We start from the raw sequence: 18,203 nt of genomic DNA, 5'->3' as shown, positions 1-18,203 counted from the left end.
CAGGGCGAATCTCTGGAATCGAGATGCGTACATCTGCTTGAATGAAGCCAGCTTCACGCAACTTCGCACAATCTTTGCGCACTCTTCTTGCAAGGAGCCCGTATGACCTCCTCCCGTACCGCCGTGGAGATCGCCTCCCAGCCGGCCACCTGGCGCCAGGCCGCCCGCACCCTTCCCCAGCACGTCGCCGCCCTCCCGCGCCGCGGCGAGCGGGTCGCCGTGATCGGCTGCGGCACCTCCTGGTTCATGGCCCTCGCCTACGCCGAACTGCGCGAGGCCGGCGGGCACGGCGAGACCGACGCCTTCGCCGCCTCCGAGTTCCCCCACGGCCGCCGCTACGACCGGGTCGTGGCCATCACCCGGTCGGGCACCACCAGCGAGGTCCTCGCCGTCCTCGCCCGCCTGCGAGGCTCCGTCCCCACCGGCGCGCTCACGGCCGACCCCACGACCCCGGTGATGGACCTCGCCGACGAGGTCGCGGTCCTCGACTTCGCCGACGAGGAGTCGGTCGTCCAGACGCGCTTCGCCACCACCGCCGTCGCCCTCTTCCGCGCGCACCTGGAGGCCGAGGACGCCCTGCCGGCCGGGGTACGGCCGCTGGCCGAGGCCGCCGACGACGCCGAGCGCGCCTGCGCCGAACCGCTCGACCGGGCCGTCCTCACCGCCGAGCAGTTCACCTTCCTCGGCACCCACTGGACCTACGGCCTCGCCCTGGAAGCCGGCCTGAAGATGCGTGAGGCGGCCGGCGCGTGGACGGAGGCGTACCCGGCGATGGAGTACCGCCACGGCCCCATCAGCATCACCGGACCCGGTCGCGTCGCCTGGGGCTTCGGCGCCCTCCCCGACGGCCTCGCCGACGAGGTGCGCAAGGTCGGCGGCACCGTCGTCGAGAGCGAGCTCGACCCGCTCGCCGACCTCGTCCGCGCCCAGCGGCTCGCGGTCGCCGTCGCCGAGGCGCAGGGCCTCAACCCGGACACCCCGCGCAACCTGACCCGCTCCGTGATCCTGCCCGACCGCCATGCCTGAGCCTTTCGCGCCCACGCCCGGTGAAACCCCGACGCTCCCCGCCACTTCCGCCACCGGAGGACGACCGTGCCGCTGACCCCCACCGACGAGATCGTCCGCCGCGCCCGCGCCGCCGGCACGGGCGTGGGTGCCTTCAACGTCCTCCAGCTGGAACACGCGCAGGCCATCGTGGCCGGCGCGGAGCACGCCGACCGCCCGGTCGTCCTCCAGATCAGCGAGAACACCGTCAAGTACCACGGCGGCCTCGAACCGGTCGCGCTCGCCTCCCTCGCCGTGGCCCGCGCCGCGAAGATCCCCGTCGCGGTCCACCTCGACCACGTCGAGAACACCGACCTCGTCCGCGAGGCCGTCACGCTCGGCCTCGGCTCGGTCATGTTCGACGCGTCGAAGCTGCCGTACGAGGAGAACGTCGCCGCCACCCGCGAGGTCGTCGAGCTCTGCCACCGGCACGGTGTCTGGGTGGAGGCAGAGCTCGGTGAGATCGGCGGCAAGGGCGGCGCCCACACCCCGGGCGTCCGCACGGACCCCGAGGAGGCCCGTGCCTTCGTCGCCGCCACCGGAGTCGACGCCCTCGCCGTCGCCGTCGGCAGCTCCCACCAGATGGTGACCCGCGACGCCGTCCTCGACCTGGACCTCATCGCCCGGCTCCGGGCCGCCGTCGACACCCCCCTGGTGCTGCACGGCTCCTCCGGCGTCCCGGACGCCGGCCTCGCGGCGGCCGTCCGGGCCGGCATGACGAAGGTCAACGTCTCGACCCACCTCAACAAGGCCTTCACCCGGGCGATCCGCACCCATCTCACGGAACACCCGGACGCGGTCGACCCCCGTCACTACCTCACCCCGGCCCGCGCGGCCGTCGCCCGGGAGGTGACGCACCTCCTCGCGGTCCTGTCCCCGGCCTGACCGGGTGCGGGTGGCCCTACTCGCCGGCCACGCCGTCCCCGCCGCGGTCCAGGTGGCGGCCGTAACCCGGTTCGCCCGCGTGGATCGGGTCGGCGCCCGCCGCGCGTGCAGCTGTGCAGTTCGCGTAGTACATGCTGCCGCCGCCGCTGGTGGACGAGTCCTCCGTCGGCGGCGGAGCGGCCGTGCGGGTGGGCTCCGGCGCACGCGTCGGAGCGGTCGTCCGGGTCGGCGTCGGCGTCGGCGTCGCGGTGGGCACCGGCGCGGCCTTCGCGTCGTCCGCCGGGTCCTTCGGCGGGTCGGGGACGAGGAACGGCAGCAGGAACAGCGCGATGCCGCCGGGCGGGAAGACGACGAGGGCGGCGACGACGAGTGCGGGATGCTGCCACCAGCGGCGGACGGCTCCCTGGAACGGTCGCGGCCGGAGCCGTTCGTCCTGTTCAGAGCGTCGGACGGCCTCCGGGCGCGCTCAAGGGGTGGCGTCCGGCCCCCGCCGAATGCGTCAGGATGGGGTCATGACCGAGATCCGCACGCCCCGCCTCCTCCTCCGCCCCGTGACCGACGACGACCTCGTCCCCCTGGCCGAGATCAACGCCGACCGCGAGGTCATGCGCTGGATCGGCGACGGCTCGGTCCGGGACCTGGACGAGACCGCCGAGGACATCGAGCGGTACGAGGAGGAGTGGGACGACGAGGGCTTCGGCGTCTTCGCCGTCGAACTGCTCGCCTCGGGCGAACTGATCGGCATCTCCGGACTCACCGTCCCGCAGGACCTGCCCGGGCTCGCGGCGGAGGTCGCGCTCGACTGGCGCGTCGGCCGGCCGTTCTGGGGCCAGGGGTACGCCTCCGAGGCCGCCCACGCCGTCCTGGAGTTCGCGCTCCAGGACCGGGGACTCGGGCGGGTCGTGGCCGTCGCCCACATCGGCAACGCGGCGGCGGAGAACGTCCTCGGCAAGCTCGGCCTGAGCCCCGAGCGGGAGATGGACCACCCGGTCCACGGCGTCCCGCTGCGGGTTCACGCGATCGACCTCACCGAGTACCAGGCCTGACGGGCGGAGCCGCGGCCCGGTACCCGGCGGGGCCGGGGCGTCAGTTGCGCTCGGGCAGGTCCCGCTCGGCCGGGAAGGAGACCGCCGAGGCGGCCGACTCGGGCGCGGCCTCCGCCGTCGCGGAACGCGCGGCGGCCGCCGCCGGCTTCTTGCCGCAGAACGCGGCTTCGAGCGTCCCGCCGAGCGCCGTGTTCGCCGCGCCGTGGTTCGACGTGTTCGCGACCGCCGACAGCGAACGCCTGCCGTCACGCGTCGAGAAGGCGTACGTGTAGTAGCCCTGCACCGTTCCGGTGTGCCCGAAGACCTGCGTGCCGCACGACAGGTCGTAGCGGCGCAGGCCGAGCCCGTAGAACCGGGTGTTGGTGCCGTCCGTCGGCGTCACCGTCGTCATCGCCTCCAGCATCGCCGGGGACAGCAGCCGGCCGCGCATCAGCGCGCTCGTGAAGGTGTTGAGGTCGCCGGGGCTGGAGATGACCGCACCGGCCGACTGCGCCCAGGAGACCGTCTGCTCGGTGGAGTTCACCAGCGCGCCGCCCTCCTCGTCCGGGTGCAGGTAGCCGCGGACGTGCAGCCCCTTGATCCGGGTGTCCGGGTGGACGTACGAGGTCGAGCGCAGCTTGAGCGGCTTGAAGATGCGGCGCTCGTAGGCGTCGGCCACCGGCCGCCCCGTCAGCTTCTCGATGAGCATGCCGACCACCACGAAGTTGGCGTTCGAGTACTTGTAGGAGACGCCGGGCTCGGTGGTGCGCGGCTCGGCGAGCGAGAGGGCGACCAGTTCCTCGTAACCGAAGACCCGGTTCCGTACCGCCTCGAAGCCCGGGACGGTCTTCTCGAACATCGCGTTCGTGTAGTCGGCCAGGCCGCTGCGGTGGGTGAGGAGATGGCGGACGGTGATGCGGTCGTCGGGGAGCAGGCCCGGCAGGTAGGTGTTGACGGAGGTGTCGAGCGTCAGCCTGCCCTCCTGGACCAGCTGGAGGAGGACGACCGTGGAGAACGTCTTGCTGACGCTGCCGATGCGGAAGCGGGCCTGGACGTTCATCTCCGCGCCCGAGACGCGGTCGCGCACGCCGACGGTGCTGCTGCGGACGCCGTCGGGGCCGACGAAGCGGGCCATGGCGCCGGGGGCGCCGTTGGCCATGGCGGCGTCGAGGGCGGCGGTCACGCCGTCCATGTCGGGGGCCGGGACGGCGGTCTCCGCACCGGTGGCGGGCGTGGCGCCGGTACGGGCCTCGGCGGCGAACGCGCTCGTGGCGGGCGCGACGCCGAGGGCGAGCGCGGCGACCAGCGTGGCGCTGACGGCGTTCACGGCGCGGGCGGTCGGGCGGAGACGGTGGGACGGCAGGGACACAGGGGTTCCTCGGCTTCTTCCGGTGGTCGGTCGGATCGGCGCGGGGAACCTGCGGGTCGCACCCGCGCCTACGGATCATGAGGGGCAACGGCGGTGATCGGTTCCCTCCACACGCCGCGTACCCTCGACGACGTGCCCCGTTCCCATCCCCAGCGCGTCGCCGTCCTCGTCCTCGAAGGGGCGAAACCGCTCGACGTCGGCATCCCCGCGCAGGTCTTCACGACCCGCGCGAGCATGCCGTACGAGGTACGGGTCTGCGGCCCGTCGCCCGGCACCGTCACCGGCGGCGACGGCCTCTCGTACCTGGTGGCCCACGGACTCGAAGCGCTCGAATGGGCCGACATCGTCTTCGTCCCCGGCTACCGCTTTCCCGACCGCGAGGACCCGCCGCGGGCCGTCGTCGACGCGCTCGTCGCCGCGCACGCGCGCGGAGCGCGGCTCGCCGCGATCTCGACGGGCGCGTTCGCGCTCGCCGCGACGGGCCTCCTCGACGGCAAGCGCGCCACGACCCACTGGCACTACGCGCGGGCGCTCGCGGCCAAGTGGCCGCTGATCGACGTCGACGAGAACGTCCTCTTCGTCGACGAGGGCAGCGTCCTCACCTCCGCGGGCGCCGCCTCCGGCATCGACCTGTGCCTGCACATCCTGCGCCGCGACCTCGGCGTGGCCGCGTCGAACCACGCGGCCCGCCGCCTCGTCGCCGCCCCCTACCGCAGCGGCGGTCAGGCCCAGTACGTCCCGCGCAGCGTGCCCGAGGTCCACGGCGAGCGCTTCGCCGCGACCCGCGAATGGGCGCTGCGCCGGCTCGACGAGCCCCTGACCCTGGACATACTGGCCCGTCACGCGGCGGTCTCCGCCCGCACCTTCTCGCGCCGCTTCGTCGAGGACACCGGCTACACCCCCATGCAGTGGGTCATGCGCGCGCGCATCGACCTGGCCCGCGAGCTCCTGGAGCGCTCGGACCGCGGCGTCGAGCAGATCGCCGCCGACGTCGGCCTCGGCACGGGCGCCAACCTCCGCCTCCACTTCCAGCACATCCTGGGCACGACGCCGAGCGAGTACCGCAAGACGTTCACGAAGGGCGAGTAGCGGGGTCCGGCACCGCCCCCACCTGCGCCGATGGCTCTCCGGTGGTCCTTGGCGCGATCCTTGCGGACCGTGGCGATCACGCCGCTGTTTCGTTCCGATGTCATGCGCGAGTCTGGATCGCAACGGAACGGAAGGGACACCGCCCATCATGACTCGCATCGCCATCAACGGATTCGGCCGCATCGGACGCAACGTGCTGCGTGCTCTCCTCGAGCGCGAGAGCGACCTCGAGGTCGTGGCCGTCAACGACCTCACCGAGCCCGCGGCCCTCGCCCGCCTGCTCGCCTACGACACGACCTCCGGCCGCCTCGGCCGCCCGGTCTCCGTCGAGGGCGACGTCCTCGTCGTCGACGGCCGCCGCATCAAGGTCCTCGCCGAGCGCGAGCCCGCGCAGCTTCCCTGGGCCGAGCTGGGCGTCGACATCGTCCTGGAGTCGACCGGCCGCTTCACCTCCGCGAAGGCCGCCCGCGCGCACATCGACGCCGGCGCCAAGAAGGTCCTCGTCAGCGCCCCGGCCGACGGTGCGGACGTCACCCTCGCGTACGGCGTGAACACCGACGCGTACGACGCCGAGCTCCACACGATCGTCTCGAACGCCTCCTGCACCACCAACGCGCTCGCGCCGCTCGCCTCGGTCCTCGACGAGCTGGCCGGCATCGAGCACGGCTTCATGACGACCGTGCACGCCTACACGCAGGAGCAGAACCTCCTGGACGGCCCGCACCGCGACGCCCGCCGTGCCCGCGCCGCCGCGTGGAACATCACGCCGACCACGACCGGCGCCGCCAAGGCGATCGGCCTCGTCCTCCCGCAGCTCGACGGCAAGCTGTCCGGCGACTCGATCCGCGTCCCCGTGCCGGTCGGCTCCATCGTCGAGCTCAACACGACCGTCTCCCGCGACGTGACCCTCGACGACGTCCTCGACGCCTACAAGACGGCCGCCGCCGGTCGCCTCGCCGGTGTCCTGGAGTACTCGGACGACGCCCTCGTCTCCTCCGACATCGTCGGCAACCCGCACTCCTCGATCTTCGACTCGGCGCTGACCCGCGTCGAGGGCCGCCACGTCAAGGTCGTCGCCTGGTACGACAACGAGTGGGGCTTCTCGAACCGCGTCATCGACTCGCTGACGCTGCTCGCCGGCAACTGACGCCACGGCGGTACCGAAAGGGAGGACTGGGCATCTGCCCAGTCCTCCCTTCGCGGTTCTGGGCTCCTGCCGGGAGACAGCCGCCCCGGGGACCCCGACCATGGGCACCAGTCGCGATTGCGTGGACGAGCAACGCGCCGTATCCATGGAGGAGTTCCCATGTCAGGGAAGTACGCGAGAACGCGCCGCGCGCTCGGCACGGTCCTGCTCGCCGTCACGCTCTCGGCCCTCGCCACGCCGGGCACCGCGGGTGCCGCGGAGGACACGACGACGAGTCCCGCCCCGGCCGCCGTCGACTTCGGCAGGACCGGCCCCTATGAGGTGAACGTCGACATCGGCGTCGTGCACACGTTCTACTACCCGAAGAACATGGGCCAGTCGGGCGAGCGGCACCCCGTCGTCATCTGGGGCAACGGCACCGGGGCCGTACCGGGCGTCTACAGCTCACTGCTCCGCCACTGGGCGAGCCAGGGCTTCGTCGTCGCCGCCGCCAACACCCCGACCTCGAACTTCGCCATCAGCATGCGCGCGGGCATCGACGTCCTGGAGCAGTGGAACGCGGACCCGGACAGCCCCTTCCACGGCAAGGTCGACCTCGACCACATCGGCTCCGCCGGACACTCGCAGGGCGGCGCGGCCGCGATCAACGCGGCCGTCGACCCGCGCGTCGACACGGCCGTCCCCATCCAGCCCGGCCCGCTCGCCGACCCCGACCTCATGGACGAGCCCGTCTTCCACCTCGCCGGGCAGCGCGACCTGACGGTCTGGCCGGCCCTGGTGAAGGCCCTCTACCGGGACTCGGGCCACGTCCCCGCCGTGTACGGCGAGGTCCGCGGCGCCGGCCACCTGAGCTCCATCGGCGACGGCGGCGAGTTCCGCGCCCCGACCACCGCGTGGCTCCGCTTCTGGCTCATGGGCGACGAGCGCGCCCGGGGCCTGTTCTTCGGGGCGAACTGCGGGTACTGCGCGGACACCGGCCTGTGGTCGGACTGGATGCGCAACACGCAGGCCCTGGCCGTCCCCGGTCCCGCGTAAGCGCGCGGTCACCCGCCGAGGAACTCCGCGCACCGGTACGGCCCCAGGGCCGTGCCGGACTCCGGCCGTACGGTGACCCGGACGTCGTCGGCCCGCACCCCCGGGTCGAGGACGGACTGCGCCCGCGCCGGCGTGCACACGAGCTGCCCCGTGCCCTGGTCGCGCCCCGGTCGGCCGACGCGAGGCGTCGACCGACCGGGGCACGGGACAGGGCGTCAGGACAGGTCGAACCGGTCCAGGTCCATGACCTTGGCCCACGCGGCGACGAAGTCCGTCACGAACTTCTCCTTCGCGTCGTCGCTCGCGTAGACCTCGGCGACCGCACGCAGCTCGCTGTTCGAGCCGAAGACGAGGTCGGCGCGGCTGCCGGTCCACTTGACCGCGCCGGTGGCCGCGTCGCGGGCCTCGAACGTGGTCTGGTCGTCGGACGTCGACGTCCACTCCGTACCCAGGTCGAGCAGGTTGACGAAGAAGTCGTTCGTCAGCTTGCCCGGGGTCTCCGTGAGGACACCCAGCGAGGTCTGCGGCTGGGTCACGCCCAGGGCGCGCAGGCCGCCGACGAGGACCGTCAGCTCCGGGGCGCTCAGGGTCAGCAGGTTCGCCCGGTCGAGCAGCAGGTACTCGGCGGGAAGGCGCTGGCCCTTGCCCAGGTAGTTGCGGAAGCCGTCCGCCGCCGGCTCCAGGGCGGCGAAGGACTCGACGTCCGTCTGCTCCTGGGAGGCGTCGACGCGGCCGGCCGTGAACGGCACCTCGACGGTGTGGCCGGCGTCCTTGGCCGCCTTCTCCACGGCCGCGACGCCCGCGAGGACCACGAGGTCGGCGAGGGAGACCTGCTTGCCGCCGCTCTGCGCCGAGTTGAAGGACGACTGCACGCCCTCCAGGACCCGCAGCACCTGCGCCAGCTCGTCAGGGTTGTTGACCTCCCAGTTGCGCTGCGGCTCCAGGCGGATGCGGCCGCCGTTGGCGCCGCCGCGCTTGTCGCTGCCGCGGAAGGAGGAGGCGGCGGCCCAGGCGGCGGAGACCAGCTGGGTGACCGTCAGCTCCGAGGCGAGGATCTTCTCCTTGAGGGAGGCGATGTCCGCCGCGTCGACGAGCTCGCCCGACCGGGCCGGCAGCGGGTCCTGCCAGAGGAGCTCCTCGGAGGGCACCTCGGGGCCGAGGTAGCGGACGACCGGGCCCATGTCGCGGTGGGTGAGCTTGTACCAGGCGCGGGCGAACGCGTCGGCGAACTCGGCGGGGTTCTCGTAGAAGCGCCGCGAGATCTGCTCGTACACCGGGTCGAAGCGGAGCGACAGGTCGGTGGTGAGCATGGTCGGGAGGTGCTTCTTCTCCGGGTCGTACGCGTCCGGGATGATCGCCTCGGCGTTCTTCGCGACCCACTGGTGGGCGCCCGCCGGGCTCTTCGTCAGCTCGTACTCGTACTCGAAGAGGTTCTTGAAGAAGCCGTTGCCCCACTGGGTCGGCGTGGTGGTCCAGGTGACCTCCAGACCGCTGGTGATGGCGTCGGCGCCCTTGCCGGAGCGGTAGGTGCTCTTCCAGCCGAGGCCCTGGGCCGCGATGTCCGAGGCCTCGGGGTCGGCGCCCACGTGGTCCGCCGGGCCGGCGCCGTGGGTCTTGCCGAAGGTGTGGCCACCGGCGATGAGGGCGACGGTCTCCTCGTCGTTCATCGCCATCCGGCGGAACGTCTCGCGGATGTCGCGGGCCGCGGCCAGCGGGTCCGGAGTGCCGTTCGGGCCCTCGGGGTTGACGTAGATGAGACCCATCTGGACCGCGCCGAGCGGGTTCTCCAGCTCACGGTCGCCCGTGTACCGCTCGTCGCCGAGCCAGGTGGTCTCGGGGCCCCAGTAGACGTCCTCATCCGGCTCCCACACGTCGGCGCGGCCGCCGGCGAAGCCGAAGGTCTCGAAGCCCATCGACTCCAGCGCCACGTTGCCCGTGAGGATCAGGAGGTCGGCCCAGGAGATGTTCTGGCCGTACTTCTTCTTCACCGGCCAGAGCAGACGCCGGGCCTTGTCCAGGTTGCCGTTGTCCGGCCAGCTGTTCAGCGGCGCGAAGCGCTGCTGACCGGCCCCGGCGCCGCCGCGGCCGTCGCTGATGCGGTACGTGCCGGCGCTGTGCCAGGCCATACGGATCATGAAGGGGCCGTAGTGGCCGAAGTCGGCCGGCCACCAGTCCTGCGAGGTCGTGAGGACCTCGGCGATGTCCCGCTTCACCGCTGCCAGGTCGAGGGACTCGAACGCCTTGGCGTAGTCGAACTCCTCGCCGAGCGGATTGGCGACGGCCGGGTTCTTGGCGAGGATCTTCAGGTTGAGGCGGTTCGGCCACCACTGGCTGTTGCCGCCGCCCTGGGTCGGGTGCGCGGCACGCTCGTGCGCCACCGGGCAGCCGCCCGCGCCGCCCTCCGCCTTGGCGTCGGTGACGATTGCATCATGGTTCTCAGACATGGGAATCCTTTTCTCCCGCTGCGCTGGAGGCTTTACTGTCCCTTGGCTACCAACTAAACCGATCCTACGATGGACGTTGTCCAAGTCAAGAACCGCGCCAAGTCGGTCGATGCGAAAGACTGCAGGAGAGGTGATTCATGAGTGACCTGCTGGAGCGCCTGCGTGCCCGCGGATGGCGGATGACCTCCCAGCGGCGCGTCGTCGCGGAGGTCCTGGCCGGTGACCACGTGCACCTCACGGCGGACGAGGTGCACGCACGCGCCGTCGAGCGGCTGCCGGAGATCGCGCGGGCGACGGTCTACAACACCCTCGGCGAACTGGTGACCCTCGGCGAGGTCGTCGAACTCTCGACGGACGGCCGGGCCAAGCGCTACGACCCCAACGCGCGCAGACCGCACCAGCACCTGGTCTGCTCGGGCTGCGGCGTCATCCGGGACGTGCACCCGACGGGCGACCCGCTGGACGTGCTTCCCGAGGGGGAGCGGTTCGGCTTCACGGTGTCGAAGGCGGACGTCACGTACCGGGGCCTGTGCCCCTCCTGCGCCTGAGCCCGCGCGCGTACGGGAAGAGCCCCTCTGCCCGAGCGGCAGAAGGGCTCTTCCCGTGGTCCGTGCGCGGTGGCGACTACTTCAGGGCGGCGAGCGCGGCCTCGTAGTCGGGCTCGTCGGCGATCTCGCCCACGAGCTGGGTGTGCAGGACCTGGTCGTTCTCGTCGAGGACGACCACGGCGCGCGCGGTCAGGCCGGCCAGCGGGCCGTCGGCGAGGTCGACACCGTAGTTGGTGTGGAACTCGCGGCCGCGGAGCGTCGACAGGTTCTTGACGTTCTCCAGGCCCTCGGCGCCGCAGAAGCGGGCCTGCGCGAAGGGCAGGTCGGCGGAGATGCAGAGCACGACGGTGTTGTCGAGCTCGGCGGCCTTGGCGTTGAAGGCGCGCACGGAGGAGGCGCACGTCGGGGTGTCGACGCTCGGGAAGATGTTGAGGACCTTGCGCTGACCGGCGAAGTCCTTCAGCGACTTGTCCGCGAGCCCCTCGCCGACGAGCGTGAAGTCGGGAGCGGAGCTGCCGGCGGACGGCAGATCGCCGTTGACCTGTACCGGGTTGCCCTTCAGCGTGACCTGGGCCATGGGAGATCTCCTTCGGACGATGTCTGGTGCGACGTCGGGAATCCTACGGCGTACGGACCTGCGGGAACGACACGGGCCGCCGTCGCCCGTATCCGCTGCGTGCCCGCCGGGGCCTTCTTCTCACGGAGTGGGACGCGCGGCCGGGGCCGTACCCCTGAAGCGGGAGGGCGGGAGGCCGAAGGCCCGGGTGAAGGCGGCGGTGAACGCGGCGGGGGAGGCGTATCCGAGGCGTCCGGCGGCCTCCGTGACCGAGGCGGTACGGAGCAGGGGGACGGCCGCGAGGAGGCGGGCGCGCGAGCGCCAGACGGCCGGGCTCTCGCCGGTCTCCTCCCGGAAGCGGCGGGTGAGGGCCCGCTCGCTCCGCGCGGTCCGGGCGGCCCACTCGGCGTTCGTGACCCCGGCGTCCGGCGCCTCCAGATAGGCGCGGCAGACCTCGGCGAGGTCGGCGGAGACCGGCAGGGCGACGTGGAAGGGGAGCGGGGCGCGCGCGGCGATCTCGTACAGGAGCAGCTCGACGAGCGTGCCCTCGCGGCCCGACGGGCTGTAGTCGGGGCCGAAGTCGACGGCCGCCAGGAGCAGTTCCCTCAGGAGCGGCGGTACGTCCACGACGGTGCAGCGCGCCGGCCACCAGGGGACCGCGCCCGGCTCCACGTACAGGCTGCACGTGCTGACGCCCAGCATCCGCACGCGGTGCGGGGTGACGGCGGGGATGAGGACGGCCCGTTCGGGCGGGACGGTCCAGCTGCCGTCGGCGGTCTCGACGACCATGACGCCGGTGGCCCCGTACAGGAACTGGGCGCGCCGGTGCTCGTGCCAGTCGAGGACGCGGCCGGCGGGGTAGTCGGTGCCGAGGGGCAGGACGGCGCGGTCGAGGTGGTCGACGGTGTCGAGCGGGATGTTCCTCACGGCCGCCACCGTACGGGCCGGGCGCGGTGGCCGAGACACGATGGAACTATGCCGACCATCGCATGCGGGTCCCCGGCCCCCTCTGGTGATCTTGCCTCATGGACATGGCGATACTTCTGCTGATCGGGCTGGTCACGGGTGTGACGACGGTGCTGTTCGGTTTCGGCGGCGGCTTCGTCGCCGTGCCGGTGGTGGTGTGGGCGGACGCGGAACTCGGCACGGACGCGGTACGGGTGGCCACGGCCACCTCGGCTCTGGTCATGGTGGTGAACGCGGCCTTCGCGACCGCCGTCACGCCGAGGCGGGTGCTCCGCGCTCTGCGCGGCAGCGGGCTCCTGCTGGTCCTGCTCGCCGCCGGAGCGTGCGCCGGGGCTCTCGCGTCCCGTTACGCACCGCCGGAGCCGGTGCGCTGGGCGTTCGTCCTCTACGTCGCCGCGACGGCCGTCGACCTCCTGCTCCGCCCGGGTTTCCTGCGGCCCCGGGACCGCGCGTCCACGGACGCCCCGCGCGGTCTGCCCGCCGCCGCGGGCGCCCCCGTAGGCGCCGTCGCCGCCTTCCTCGGCGTGGGCGGCAGCGTCATGACGGTCCCGGCGATGCGGCGGGCGGGCCACCCCATGGGGGTGGCGACGGCCCTGGCCAACCCCCTCACCCTCGCCGTGGCGCTCCCCGCCGCCCTGCTCTCCCTGGCGGCCGCCCCGCCGCCGGCCGCGCCCCTCGACCTGGTGGGCCTGGTCGACCCGTCGGCCGCCGCGGCCCTGCTCCTCGGGGCCCTTCCCGTCATCGCCGTGCTCCGCCGCCACCCGCCCCGGATCCCGGACCGCGCCCATGCGTGGGCGTACCTGTTCCTGCTGACCGTCGTGGCGCTCGCGATGGCAATCCGCTGAAGACCGATGAGTTTTCGTGCGGGCCCCGGTCCAACTGGCCAGAATGGGAAACAGCACCCGACACAGCGAGGAACCTGAGATGCGCACTCTGATCAGCACCGCCTTCGTATCCCTCGACGGCGTCATGGAGGGCCCGGGCGGCGAGCCCGGTTACCGGAACAGCGGATGGACCTTCAAGGACGTCGAGTTCCTCCCCGAGGCCTACGAGATCAAGGGCCGCGAGCAGAAGGAGGCCGCAGCCCTCCTCCTCGGCCGCACCAGCTACGAGGCGTTCAGCCCGGTGTGGCCCGCGATGGAGGAGTTCGCCGAGTACAAGGTGATGCCGAAGTACGTCGTCTCCACCACCCTCACCGACGACAAGCTCGTCTCCGACTGGGGCGACACGACGATCCTCCGCGATCTCGACGAGGTCGCCGCGCTCAAGGAGACCGAGGGCGGCCCGATCATCGTCCACGGCAGCGCCACCCTGAACCACGCCCTCTCCGACGCCGGCCTGATCGACCGCTACCACCTGCTCGTCTTCCCCCTGCTCCTGGGCGCGGGCAAGCGCCTCTTCAGCACGACCGACAAGGACGCCCAGAAGCTGAAGCTCGTCGAGTTCGAGGCCTACCCGAACGGCATCCAGAAGAACGTGTTCGACGTCATCCGCTGACGACCCGCCAGGGCCCCAGCTTCTCCGGGTTCCGGACCGCCCAGATGTGGGTGATGCGGTCGTCGGTGAGGGCGAAGGCGGCGACCGTGACGGTGGTGCCGGTGTGCTGGGCCACCAGGCCGGGGGCGCCGTTGACCGTGCGGAGCAGCAGGCTCAGGCCGGGGGCCCTGGTGGCCATGTCGAGGATGAAGCGGGCGATGCGGGCGTTGCCCTCGATGGGGCGGAGGGCCGCGCCGACCAGCCCGCCGCCGTCGGCGACCATCGTCGCGTCGGGGTCGAGGAGGGCGATCAGGGCGTCGATGTCCTTCGCCTCCCAGGCCTGTTTGAAGTCCCGGACGACCCTGGCCCGCCGGACGTCGGGGGCCGTGGGGAGCCGGGCGGCGCGCACGCGGCGGCGCGCGGAGGAGGCGAGTTGGCGGGCGGCCGCGGGGGTGCGGTCGAGGACGGCCGCGATCTCCGCGAAGGGGTAGCGGAAGACGTCGTGGAGGATGAACGCGACCCGCTCGCCCGGGGTCATGGTCTCCAGGACGACGAGGAAGGCCATGTCGACCGACTCGTCGAGGGTGACCCGGTCGGCGGGGTCGGACGGTTCGCCGGCGTCGTCTCCCGGGCGGCGGCCGTTCATCCACTCCGTGCGGTCCGGCAGCGGTTCGGGTACCCACTCGCCCACGTACCGCTCCCGGCGCGCCCGCGCCGAGCCGAGCACGTCGAGGCAGATCCGGCTCGCGACGGTCGTCAGCCACGCGCCGGGGGAGCGGACGGCCGCCCGCTCGGGCGCGGACAGCGCGTACCAGCGGGCGTACGACTCCTGGACGGCGTCCTCGGCCTCCGCGAGGGAACCGAGCAGCCGGTAGGCGATGTTGATCAGCTGTCGGCGTTCGTCCGTGACAGCGGTCGGCGTGCTCAGTTCGATCCCCCCGTACAGAAGTTTGACGCACCGTCTCACACTTCCGGGGGCTGCGTCGTCGGAGGGGCAGGGCCGGACGGGACGACGTCCGGCGACCGAACGGAGACGACACCATGGCCCGTACCTCGTTCCTGCGCGCGACCCTCTTCCTCCAGACCGGGGCCGTGCTCCTCCAGGCCTGCACCGCCGGTCTCCTGCTCTCCTCGCGCCTCGCGTACGAGGTCCATGACGCGGGATCGAAAGTGATGTACGGCGCCACCCTGCTGTACCTGACTGCCGCCGTCCTCGCCTGGCGGACGGGCGGGGCCTCGCCGCGCCACGTCCGGTACGCCCTCGGGTTCCTCGTCCTCGTGTCGGCGCAGGTGGTGACGGGTGTCCTGCATGTTCCGGGGGTGCACGTGCCGCTCGGCGCGGTCATCTTCGGACTGAGCCTCTTGACGCTTTTCCGTGAAAACTTTCAGTCTGTCCGTCACGTCTGAACAGGAAGTCGGTGTCAGATGTATTGACAGGGGTGTCTGGCGAAAGCCTCAATATGCAACACAGTTCAACAGGTACCCCCACCAACGGAAGGCTCCCTTCCCATGCGCCGTTCTGCCTGTGCGATGACCGCTGCCCTCGCAGTGGTCGGCACCGCACTGACCCTCCCCGCCGCCGCCCCACCGGCATCGGCCGCCACCGCCGCGGGGGCGGTGGCGGGCCCGTACGTCGTCGAGGCCGAGTCCATGACCACGACCGGCTTCGCGCCGGAGACCGTCAACCACACCTGGAACGGGTCGACGGTCGACAACGTCACCTACGCCCGGGGCACGTCGGGCGGCACGAGCACCGCCCGCACCACCTTCTCCGGCGTGGCCGGAACCTACGACGTCATCACCCGCTACAACGGCATGACCGAGAACGGCGTGACCTACAGGCTCACCGTCAACGGCACCGCCGTCGACTCCTGGGGCACGTCGCGCCGCTACGGACGCGACTACACCGACCCCGTCAACATCGACACCCGCACGTCGAGCAAGGTCGCGCTCGCACCCGGCGCCGTCATCGAGCTCACCGCCACCTCGACCGGCGAGGCCCCGCGCGTCGACCGCCTCACCATCCAGGAACACGTGGGCGCGCCGACCAGCGCCCTCGCCATCAGATCGCCCAACGCGGCCCTCAACTCCGGCTTCACCTGGGGCAAGAACCGGGCGCTCGCCATGACCTTCTACCCGGGCAACCCGATGATGGGCCACGAACCGGAGTGGTGGCGGCTCAAGAACGCCTCCCACCCGACCGTGGAGCCCGGCTACTGGGGCGCGTACACCAACCGCGAGTCGTACTACAACCGCGACATCTCCCACCAGTCCGACGGTGCACACGCCGTCGGACTGGACGCCCAGACCTTCCACATGATGAAGACCTTCGCCGCCGACGCCGACGACCCCGGCCAGAACGGCTGGCCGCTGTGGGCGCACAGCTCGTACGGTGCGATGTACTACATCGACGGCACCGGCTTCCGTGAACTCCCCTCGCCCTTCAACCTCATGACGAAGGCGTACAAGCAGTACCAGTGGACCGGCGACCCGGCCTGGCTCAACGACCCCGACCTCAGCAAGTTCTACGACTCGACCATGGGGTCCTTCCTCGCCGGCCACGAGGTCAGGTGGAACGACGCCGACCCGGCGGCGGAGCAGCCCGTCTCCCGCAAGCAGCCCGGCGAGTACACGGCCACCTTCTTCGAGTTCCCCAACGAGAACCTGGTCTCCGCCGCCGACTCCCTCGGCTACCAGTACCAGTCGATGCTCGCCTACGCCGCCGTCCTCAAGGCCAGGGGCGACGACACCGGCAGCACGACCTGGACGCGGCGCGCCCAGCGGGTCCGCGACCACTTCGAGGCGAACTGGTGGGACGCGGCGAACAACCGCTACGTCCGCGGCAAGGACGCCGCCGGCACCGGCTACAGCAGCTGGGGCCACGAAGCCAGCTTCCTGATGCTGCTCACCGGACTCGGCGACCACGGCCCCCGGACCGAGCGCTACCTCGACTTCATCGCCGCCAACGACGACGACCTCAACGTCGAGGCGACCTCCTACCTCCCCGAGATGTACTACCAGTACAACCGTTCCTCGGAGGGCTGGGCCTGGCTCAAGAAGCTCATGGCCGACCGCAACCAGTACCCCGAGATCTCCTTCCTCGCCGTGAGCAGCACCATCGACGGCATGATGGGCGTGCAGCCGGACGCGCCCCACGACAACGTTGCCACCGTCTCGCGCCTGACGCCCGACACCCCCTGGGTCGAGATCGACCACCTGAAGGTCGGCGACAACGACCTGAAGCTCCAGCACACCGGCACGACCGCGTCGAAGCTCACCAACAACGCCGGGGGAACGGTGAACTGGGAGGCGCAGTTCTACGGCACCCACGACACCGTCACCGTCAACGGCACGCCCTACGCGGCCCGCACCAAGTCGCTGTACGGCAAGACCGTCTCGTACGTCACGGTCCCGGTCGTCGCGGGCGCGTCGGTGACCGCGACGGCGGGCGCCCCGGCACCCGACACCATCGCCCCGAGCGCGCCGGCCGGCCTCGCCGCGAGCAACCCGACGTCGACCGGTGCGGACCTGTCCTGGACGGCCTCCGACGACGACACCGGCGTGACCGGCTACAAGATCTACGCCGGGAACACCCTCGTGGGGACCACGACGGGCACCACCACCCGCTTCACCGTCACCGGGCTCTCGCCCTGGACCTCGTACACCTTCACCGTGAAGGCGGTCGACGCGGCCGGGAACCTCTCGGCCGCGAGCAACGCGGTCACCGCCTCCACCGGCGGCGACGGCCGGACGGTCGACCTGAGCGCGCTCACCTGGACCAGCGCCCGCAGCGACTTCGGCACCGTCACCAAGGACCGGAGCGTCGAGGGCAACCCGCTCCGGCTGAACGGCACGACGTACGCCAAGGGCATCGGCACGCACGCCAACAGCACGGTCACCTACGCCCTGGGCGGCGGGTACAGCCGCTTCCAGTCCGCCGTCGGCGTGGACGACGAGGTCACTTCGAACGCGACCGTGCGGTTCGAGGTCTGGGGCGACGGGACGAAGCTGTACGAGTCCCCGAGCGCGATGACCCCGACCAGCGCCACGGCCGCCGTCGACCTCGACGTCACGGGCGTCACCACCCTCACCCTCAAGGTCACGGACGCCGGTGACGGGATCAACAGCGACCACGCGGACTGGGCCGGAGCACGGCTCGTCACCCGGTCCGAGACCCGCACGGCGCTCAGCGACCTGAACTGGACGGGCACCCCCACGATCGACTGGGGCACGGTCCGCGAGGACCGGAGCGTCGACGGCAACGCCCTGCGGCTGAACGGCACCACGTACGCGAAGGGCATCGGCACGCACGCCAACAGCACGGTCACCTACGCCCTGAACCGCGGATACGCCCGCTTCCAGGCGGACCTGGGCGTGGACGACGAGGTGTCGGCGAACGCCACCGTGCGTTTCGAGGTCTGGGGCGACGGGGTCAAGCTCTACGGGTCCCCGAGCGTCCTGACCCCGGCCAGCGCGACCGTCCCGGTCGACCTGGACGTCTCCGGTGTCACGACGCTGACCCTCAAGGTCACGGACGCCGGTGACGGCATCAACAGCGACCACGCGGACTGGGCGGGTGCCACGCTCGTGAGCTGACGTCCGGCGGCGCTCCCGGTCCT

At 71.9% G+C, this 18,203-nt stretch carries 17 protein-coding genes and 1 pseudogene; 11 read left to right on the top strand and 7 right to left on the bottom strand.

From position 1 onward, the window contains the following. Nucleotides 1-102 precede the first annotated feature (102 nt). Together AB0G79_RS10940 and AB0G79_RS10935 are read left to right on the top strand one after the other, a co-directional pair. On the top strand, nucleotides 103-1,026 hold the full coding sequence (locus tag AB0G79_RS10940; protein WP_360803592.1) for a sugar isomerase: 924 nt from the start codon (nucleotides 103-105) through the stop codon (nucleotides 1,024-1,026). A gap of 66 nt (nucleotides 1,027-1,092) precedes the next feature. After that, a complete protein-coding gene (locus AB0G79_RS10935) occupies nucleotides 1,093-1,929 on the top strand; it encodes a class II fructose-bisphosphate aldolase (RefSeq protein WP_360803589.1) in 837 nt (278 codons plus the stop codon). A gap of 16 nt (nucleotides 1,930-1,945) precedes the next feature. Here AB0G79_RS10935 and AB0G79_RS10930 read toward each other — a convergent pair. Further along, nucleotides 1,946-2,077, bottom strand: a pseudogene (locus tag AB0G79_RS10930) (excalibur calcium-binding domain-containing protein); the annotation flags it as partial. A 364-nt stretch (nucleotides 2,078-2,441) separates the two neighbouring features. On the opposite strand from AB0G79_RS10930, the gene AB0G79_RS10925 reads away from it, so the two are divergent. After that, entirely contained in the window at nucleotides 2,442-2,975 is a 534-nt protein-coding gene (locus tag AB0G79_RS10925) for a GNAT family N-acetyltransferase (protein WP_360803586.1), read from the top strand. A gap of 40 nt (nucleotides 2,976-3,015) precedes the next feature. On the opposite strand, the gene AB0G79_RS10920 is transcribed toward AB0G79_RS10925, so the two are convergent. Further along, nucleotides 3,016-4,323, bottom strand: coding sequence for a serine hydrolase domain-containing protein (locus AB0G79_RS10920; protein ID WP_360803583.1), 1,308 nt, complete (start codon nucleotides 4,321-4,323; stop codon nucleotides 3,016-3,018). A gap of 132 nt (nucleotides 4,324-4,455) precedes the next feature. Between AB0G79_RS10920 and AB0G79_RS10915 the strand changes: the two genes are divergently transcribed. From AB0G79_RS10915 to AB0G79_RS10905, 3 genes are all read left to right on the top strand, one after another. Beyond that, complete coding sequence (locus AB0G79_RS10915; protein ID WP_360803580.1) at nucleotides 4,456-5,412, top strand: helix-turn-helix domain-containing protein; 957 nt, start codon at nucleotides 4,456-4,458, stop codon at nucleotides 5,410-5,412. Nucleotides 5,413-5,560: 148 nt separating this feature from the next. Then, nucleotides 5,561-6,559 carry a type I glyceraldehyde-3-phosphate dehydrogenase gene (gap, locus tag AB0G79_RS10910; RefSeq protein ID WP_360803577.1) on the top strand — a complete coding sequence of 333 codons (999 nt, stop codon included), beginning with the start codon at nucleotides 5,561-5,563 and terminating at the stop codon, nucleotides 6,557-6,559. A 159-nt stretch (nucleotides 6,560-6,718) separates the two neighbouring features. Then, nucleotides 6,719-7,594, top strand: a complete 876-nt coding sequence (locus AB0G79_RS10905) for an acetylxylan esterase (protein ID WP_360803574.1) — start codon at nucleotides 6,719-6,721, stop codon at nucleotides 7,592-7,594. 8 nt (nucleotides 7,595-7,602) lie between these two features. Here the strand turns inward: AB0G79_RS10905 and AB0G79_RS10900 are convergent, their stop codons facing one another. Together AB0G79_RS10900 and katG are read right to left on the bottom strand one after the other, a co-directional pair. Further along, complete coding sequence (locus tag AB0G79_RS10900; protein ID WP_360803571.1) at nucleotides 7,603-7,734, bottom strand: hypothetical protein; 132 nt, start codon at nucleotides 7,732-7,734, stop codon at nucleotides 7,603-7,605. A 75-nt stretch (nucleotides 7,735-7,809) separates the two neighbouring features. Further along, entirely contained in the window at nucleotides 7,810-10,038 is a 2,229-nt protein-coding gene (katG, locus tag AB0G79_RS10895) for a catalase/peroxidase HPI (RefSeq protein WP_360803568.1), read from the bottom strand. Nucleotides 10,039-10,175: 137 nt separating this feature from the next. On the opposite strand from katG, the gene AB0G79_RS10890 reads away from it, so the two are divergent. Continuing rightward, nucleotides 10,176-10,586, top strand: a complete 411-nt coding sequence (locus tag AB0G79_RS10890) for a Fur family transcriptional regulator (protein ID WP_360803565.1) — start codon at nucleotides 10,176-10,178, stop codon at nucleotides 10,584-10,586. Nucleotides 10,587-10,662: 76 nt separating this feature from the next. Here the strand turns inward: AB0G79_RS10890 and tpx are convergent, their stop codons facing one another. Both tpx and AB0G79_RS10880 read right to left on the bottom strand, forming a co-directional pair. Beyond that, on the bottom strand, nucleotides 10,663-11,163 hold the full coding sequence (tpx, locus tag AB0G79_RS10885; protein ID WP_360803562.1) for a thiol peroxidase: 501 nt from the start codon (nucleotides 11,161-11,163) through the stop codon (nucleotides 10,663-10,665). 120 nt (nucleotides 11,164-11,283) lie between these two features. Further along, the gene (locus tag AB0G79_RS10880; protein ID WP_360803560.1) at nucleotides 11,284-12,069 is read right to left on the bottom strand and encodes a helix-turn-helix transcriptional regulator; all 786 of its coding nucleotides are present in this window, start codon (nucleotides 12,067-12,069) and stop codon (nucleotides 11,284-11,286) included. Between the two features lie 98 nt (nucleotides 12,070-12,167). On the opposite strand from AB0G79_RS10880, the gene AB0G79_RS10875 reads away from it, so the two are divergent. Continuing rightward, nucleotides 12,168-12,953 carry a sulfite exporter TauE/SafE family protein gene (locus tag AB0G79_RS10875; RefSeq protein ID WP_360803557.1) on the top strand — a complete coding sequence of 262 codons (786 nt, stop codon included), beginning with the start codon at nucleotides 12,168-12,170 and terminating at the stop codon, nucleotides 12,951-12,953. A gap of 79 nt (nucleotides 12,954-13,032) precedes the next feature. Continuing rightward, on the top strand, nucleotides 13,033-13,605 hold the full coding sequence (locus AB0G79_RS10870) for a dihydrofolate reductase family protein (protein ID WP_360803554.1): 573 nt from the start codon (nucleotides 13,033-13,035) through the stop codon (nucleotides 13,603-13,605). Here AB0G79_RS10870 and sigJ read toward each other — a convergent pair. Beyond that, entirely contained in the window at nucleotides 13,595-14,551 is a 957-nt protein-coding gene (gene sigJ, locus AB0G79_RS10865; protein ID WP_360803551.1) for an RNA polymerase sigma factor SigJ, read from the bottom strand. The two genes, AB0G79_RS10870 and sigJ, sit on opposite strands and share 11 nt — an antisense overlap. A 74-nt stretch (nucleotides 14,552-14,625) precedes the next feature. Here sigJ and AB0G79_RS10860 point away from each other — a divergent pair, with 74 nt between their 5' ends. After that, nucleotides 14,626-14,991 (top strand): hypothetical protein, encoded by a 366-nt coding sequence (locus AB0G79_RS10860; RefSeq protein ID WP_360803549.1) that lies wholly within the window; start codon nucleotides 14,626-14,628, stop codon nucleotides 14,989-14,991. Between the two features lie 123 nt (nucleotides 14,992-15,114). Next, on the top strand, nucleotides 15,115-18,180 hold the full coding sequence (locus AB0G79_RS10855) for an NPCBM/NEW2 domain-containing protein (RefSeq protein WP_360803546.1): 3,066 nt from the start codon (nucleotides 15,115-15,117) through the stop codon (nucleotides 18,178-18,180). Nucleotides 18,181-18,203 lie beyond the last annotated feature (23 nt).

The sequence above is a fragment of the Streptomyces sp. NPDC020807 genome (assembly GCF_040641575.1).
GTDB lineage: Bacteria > Actinomycetota > Actinomycetes > Streptomycetales > Streptomycetaceae > Streptomyces.
Note: the sequence above shows the minus strand (reverse complement) of the source record. Positions and strands in the feature narration are given on the sequence as shown.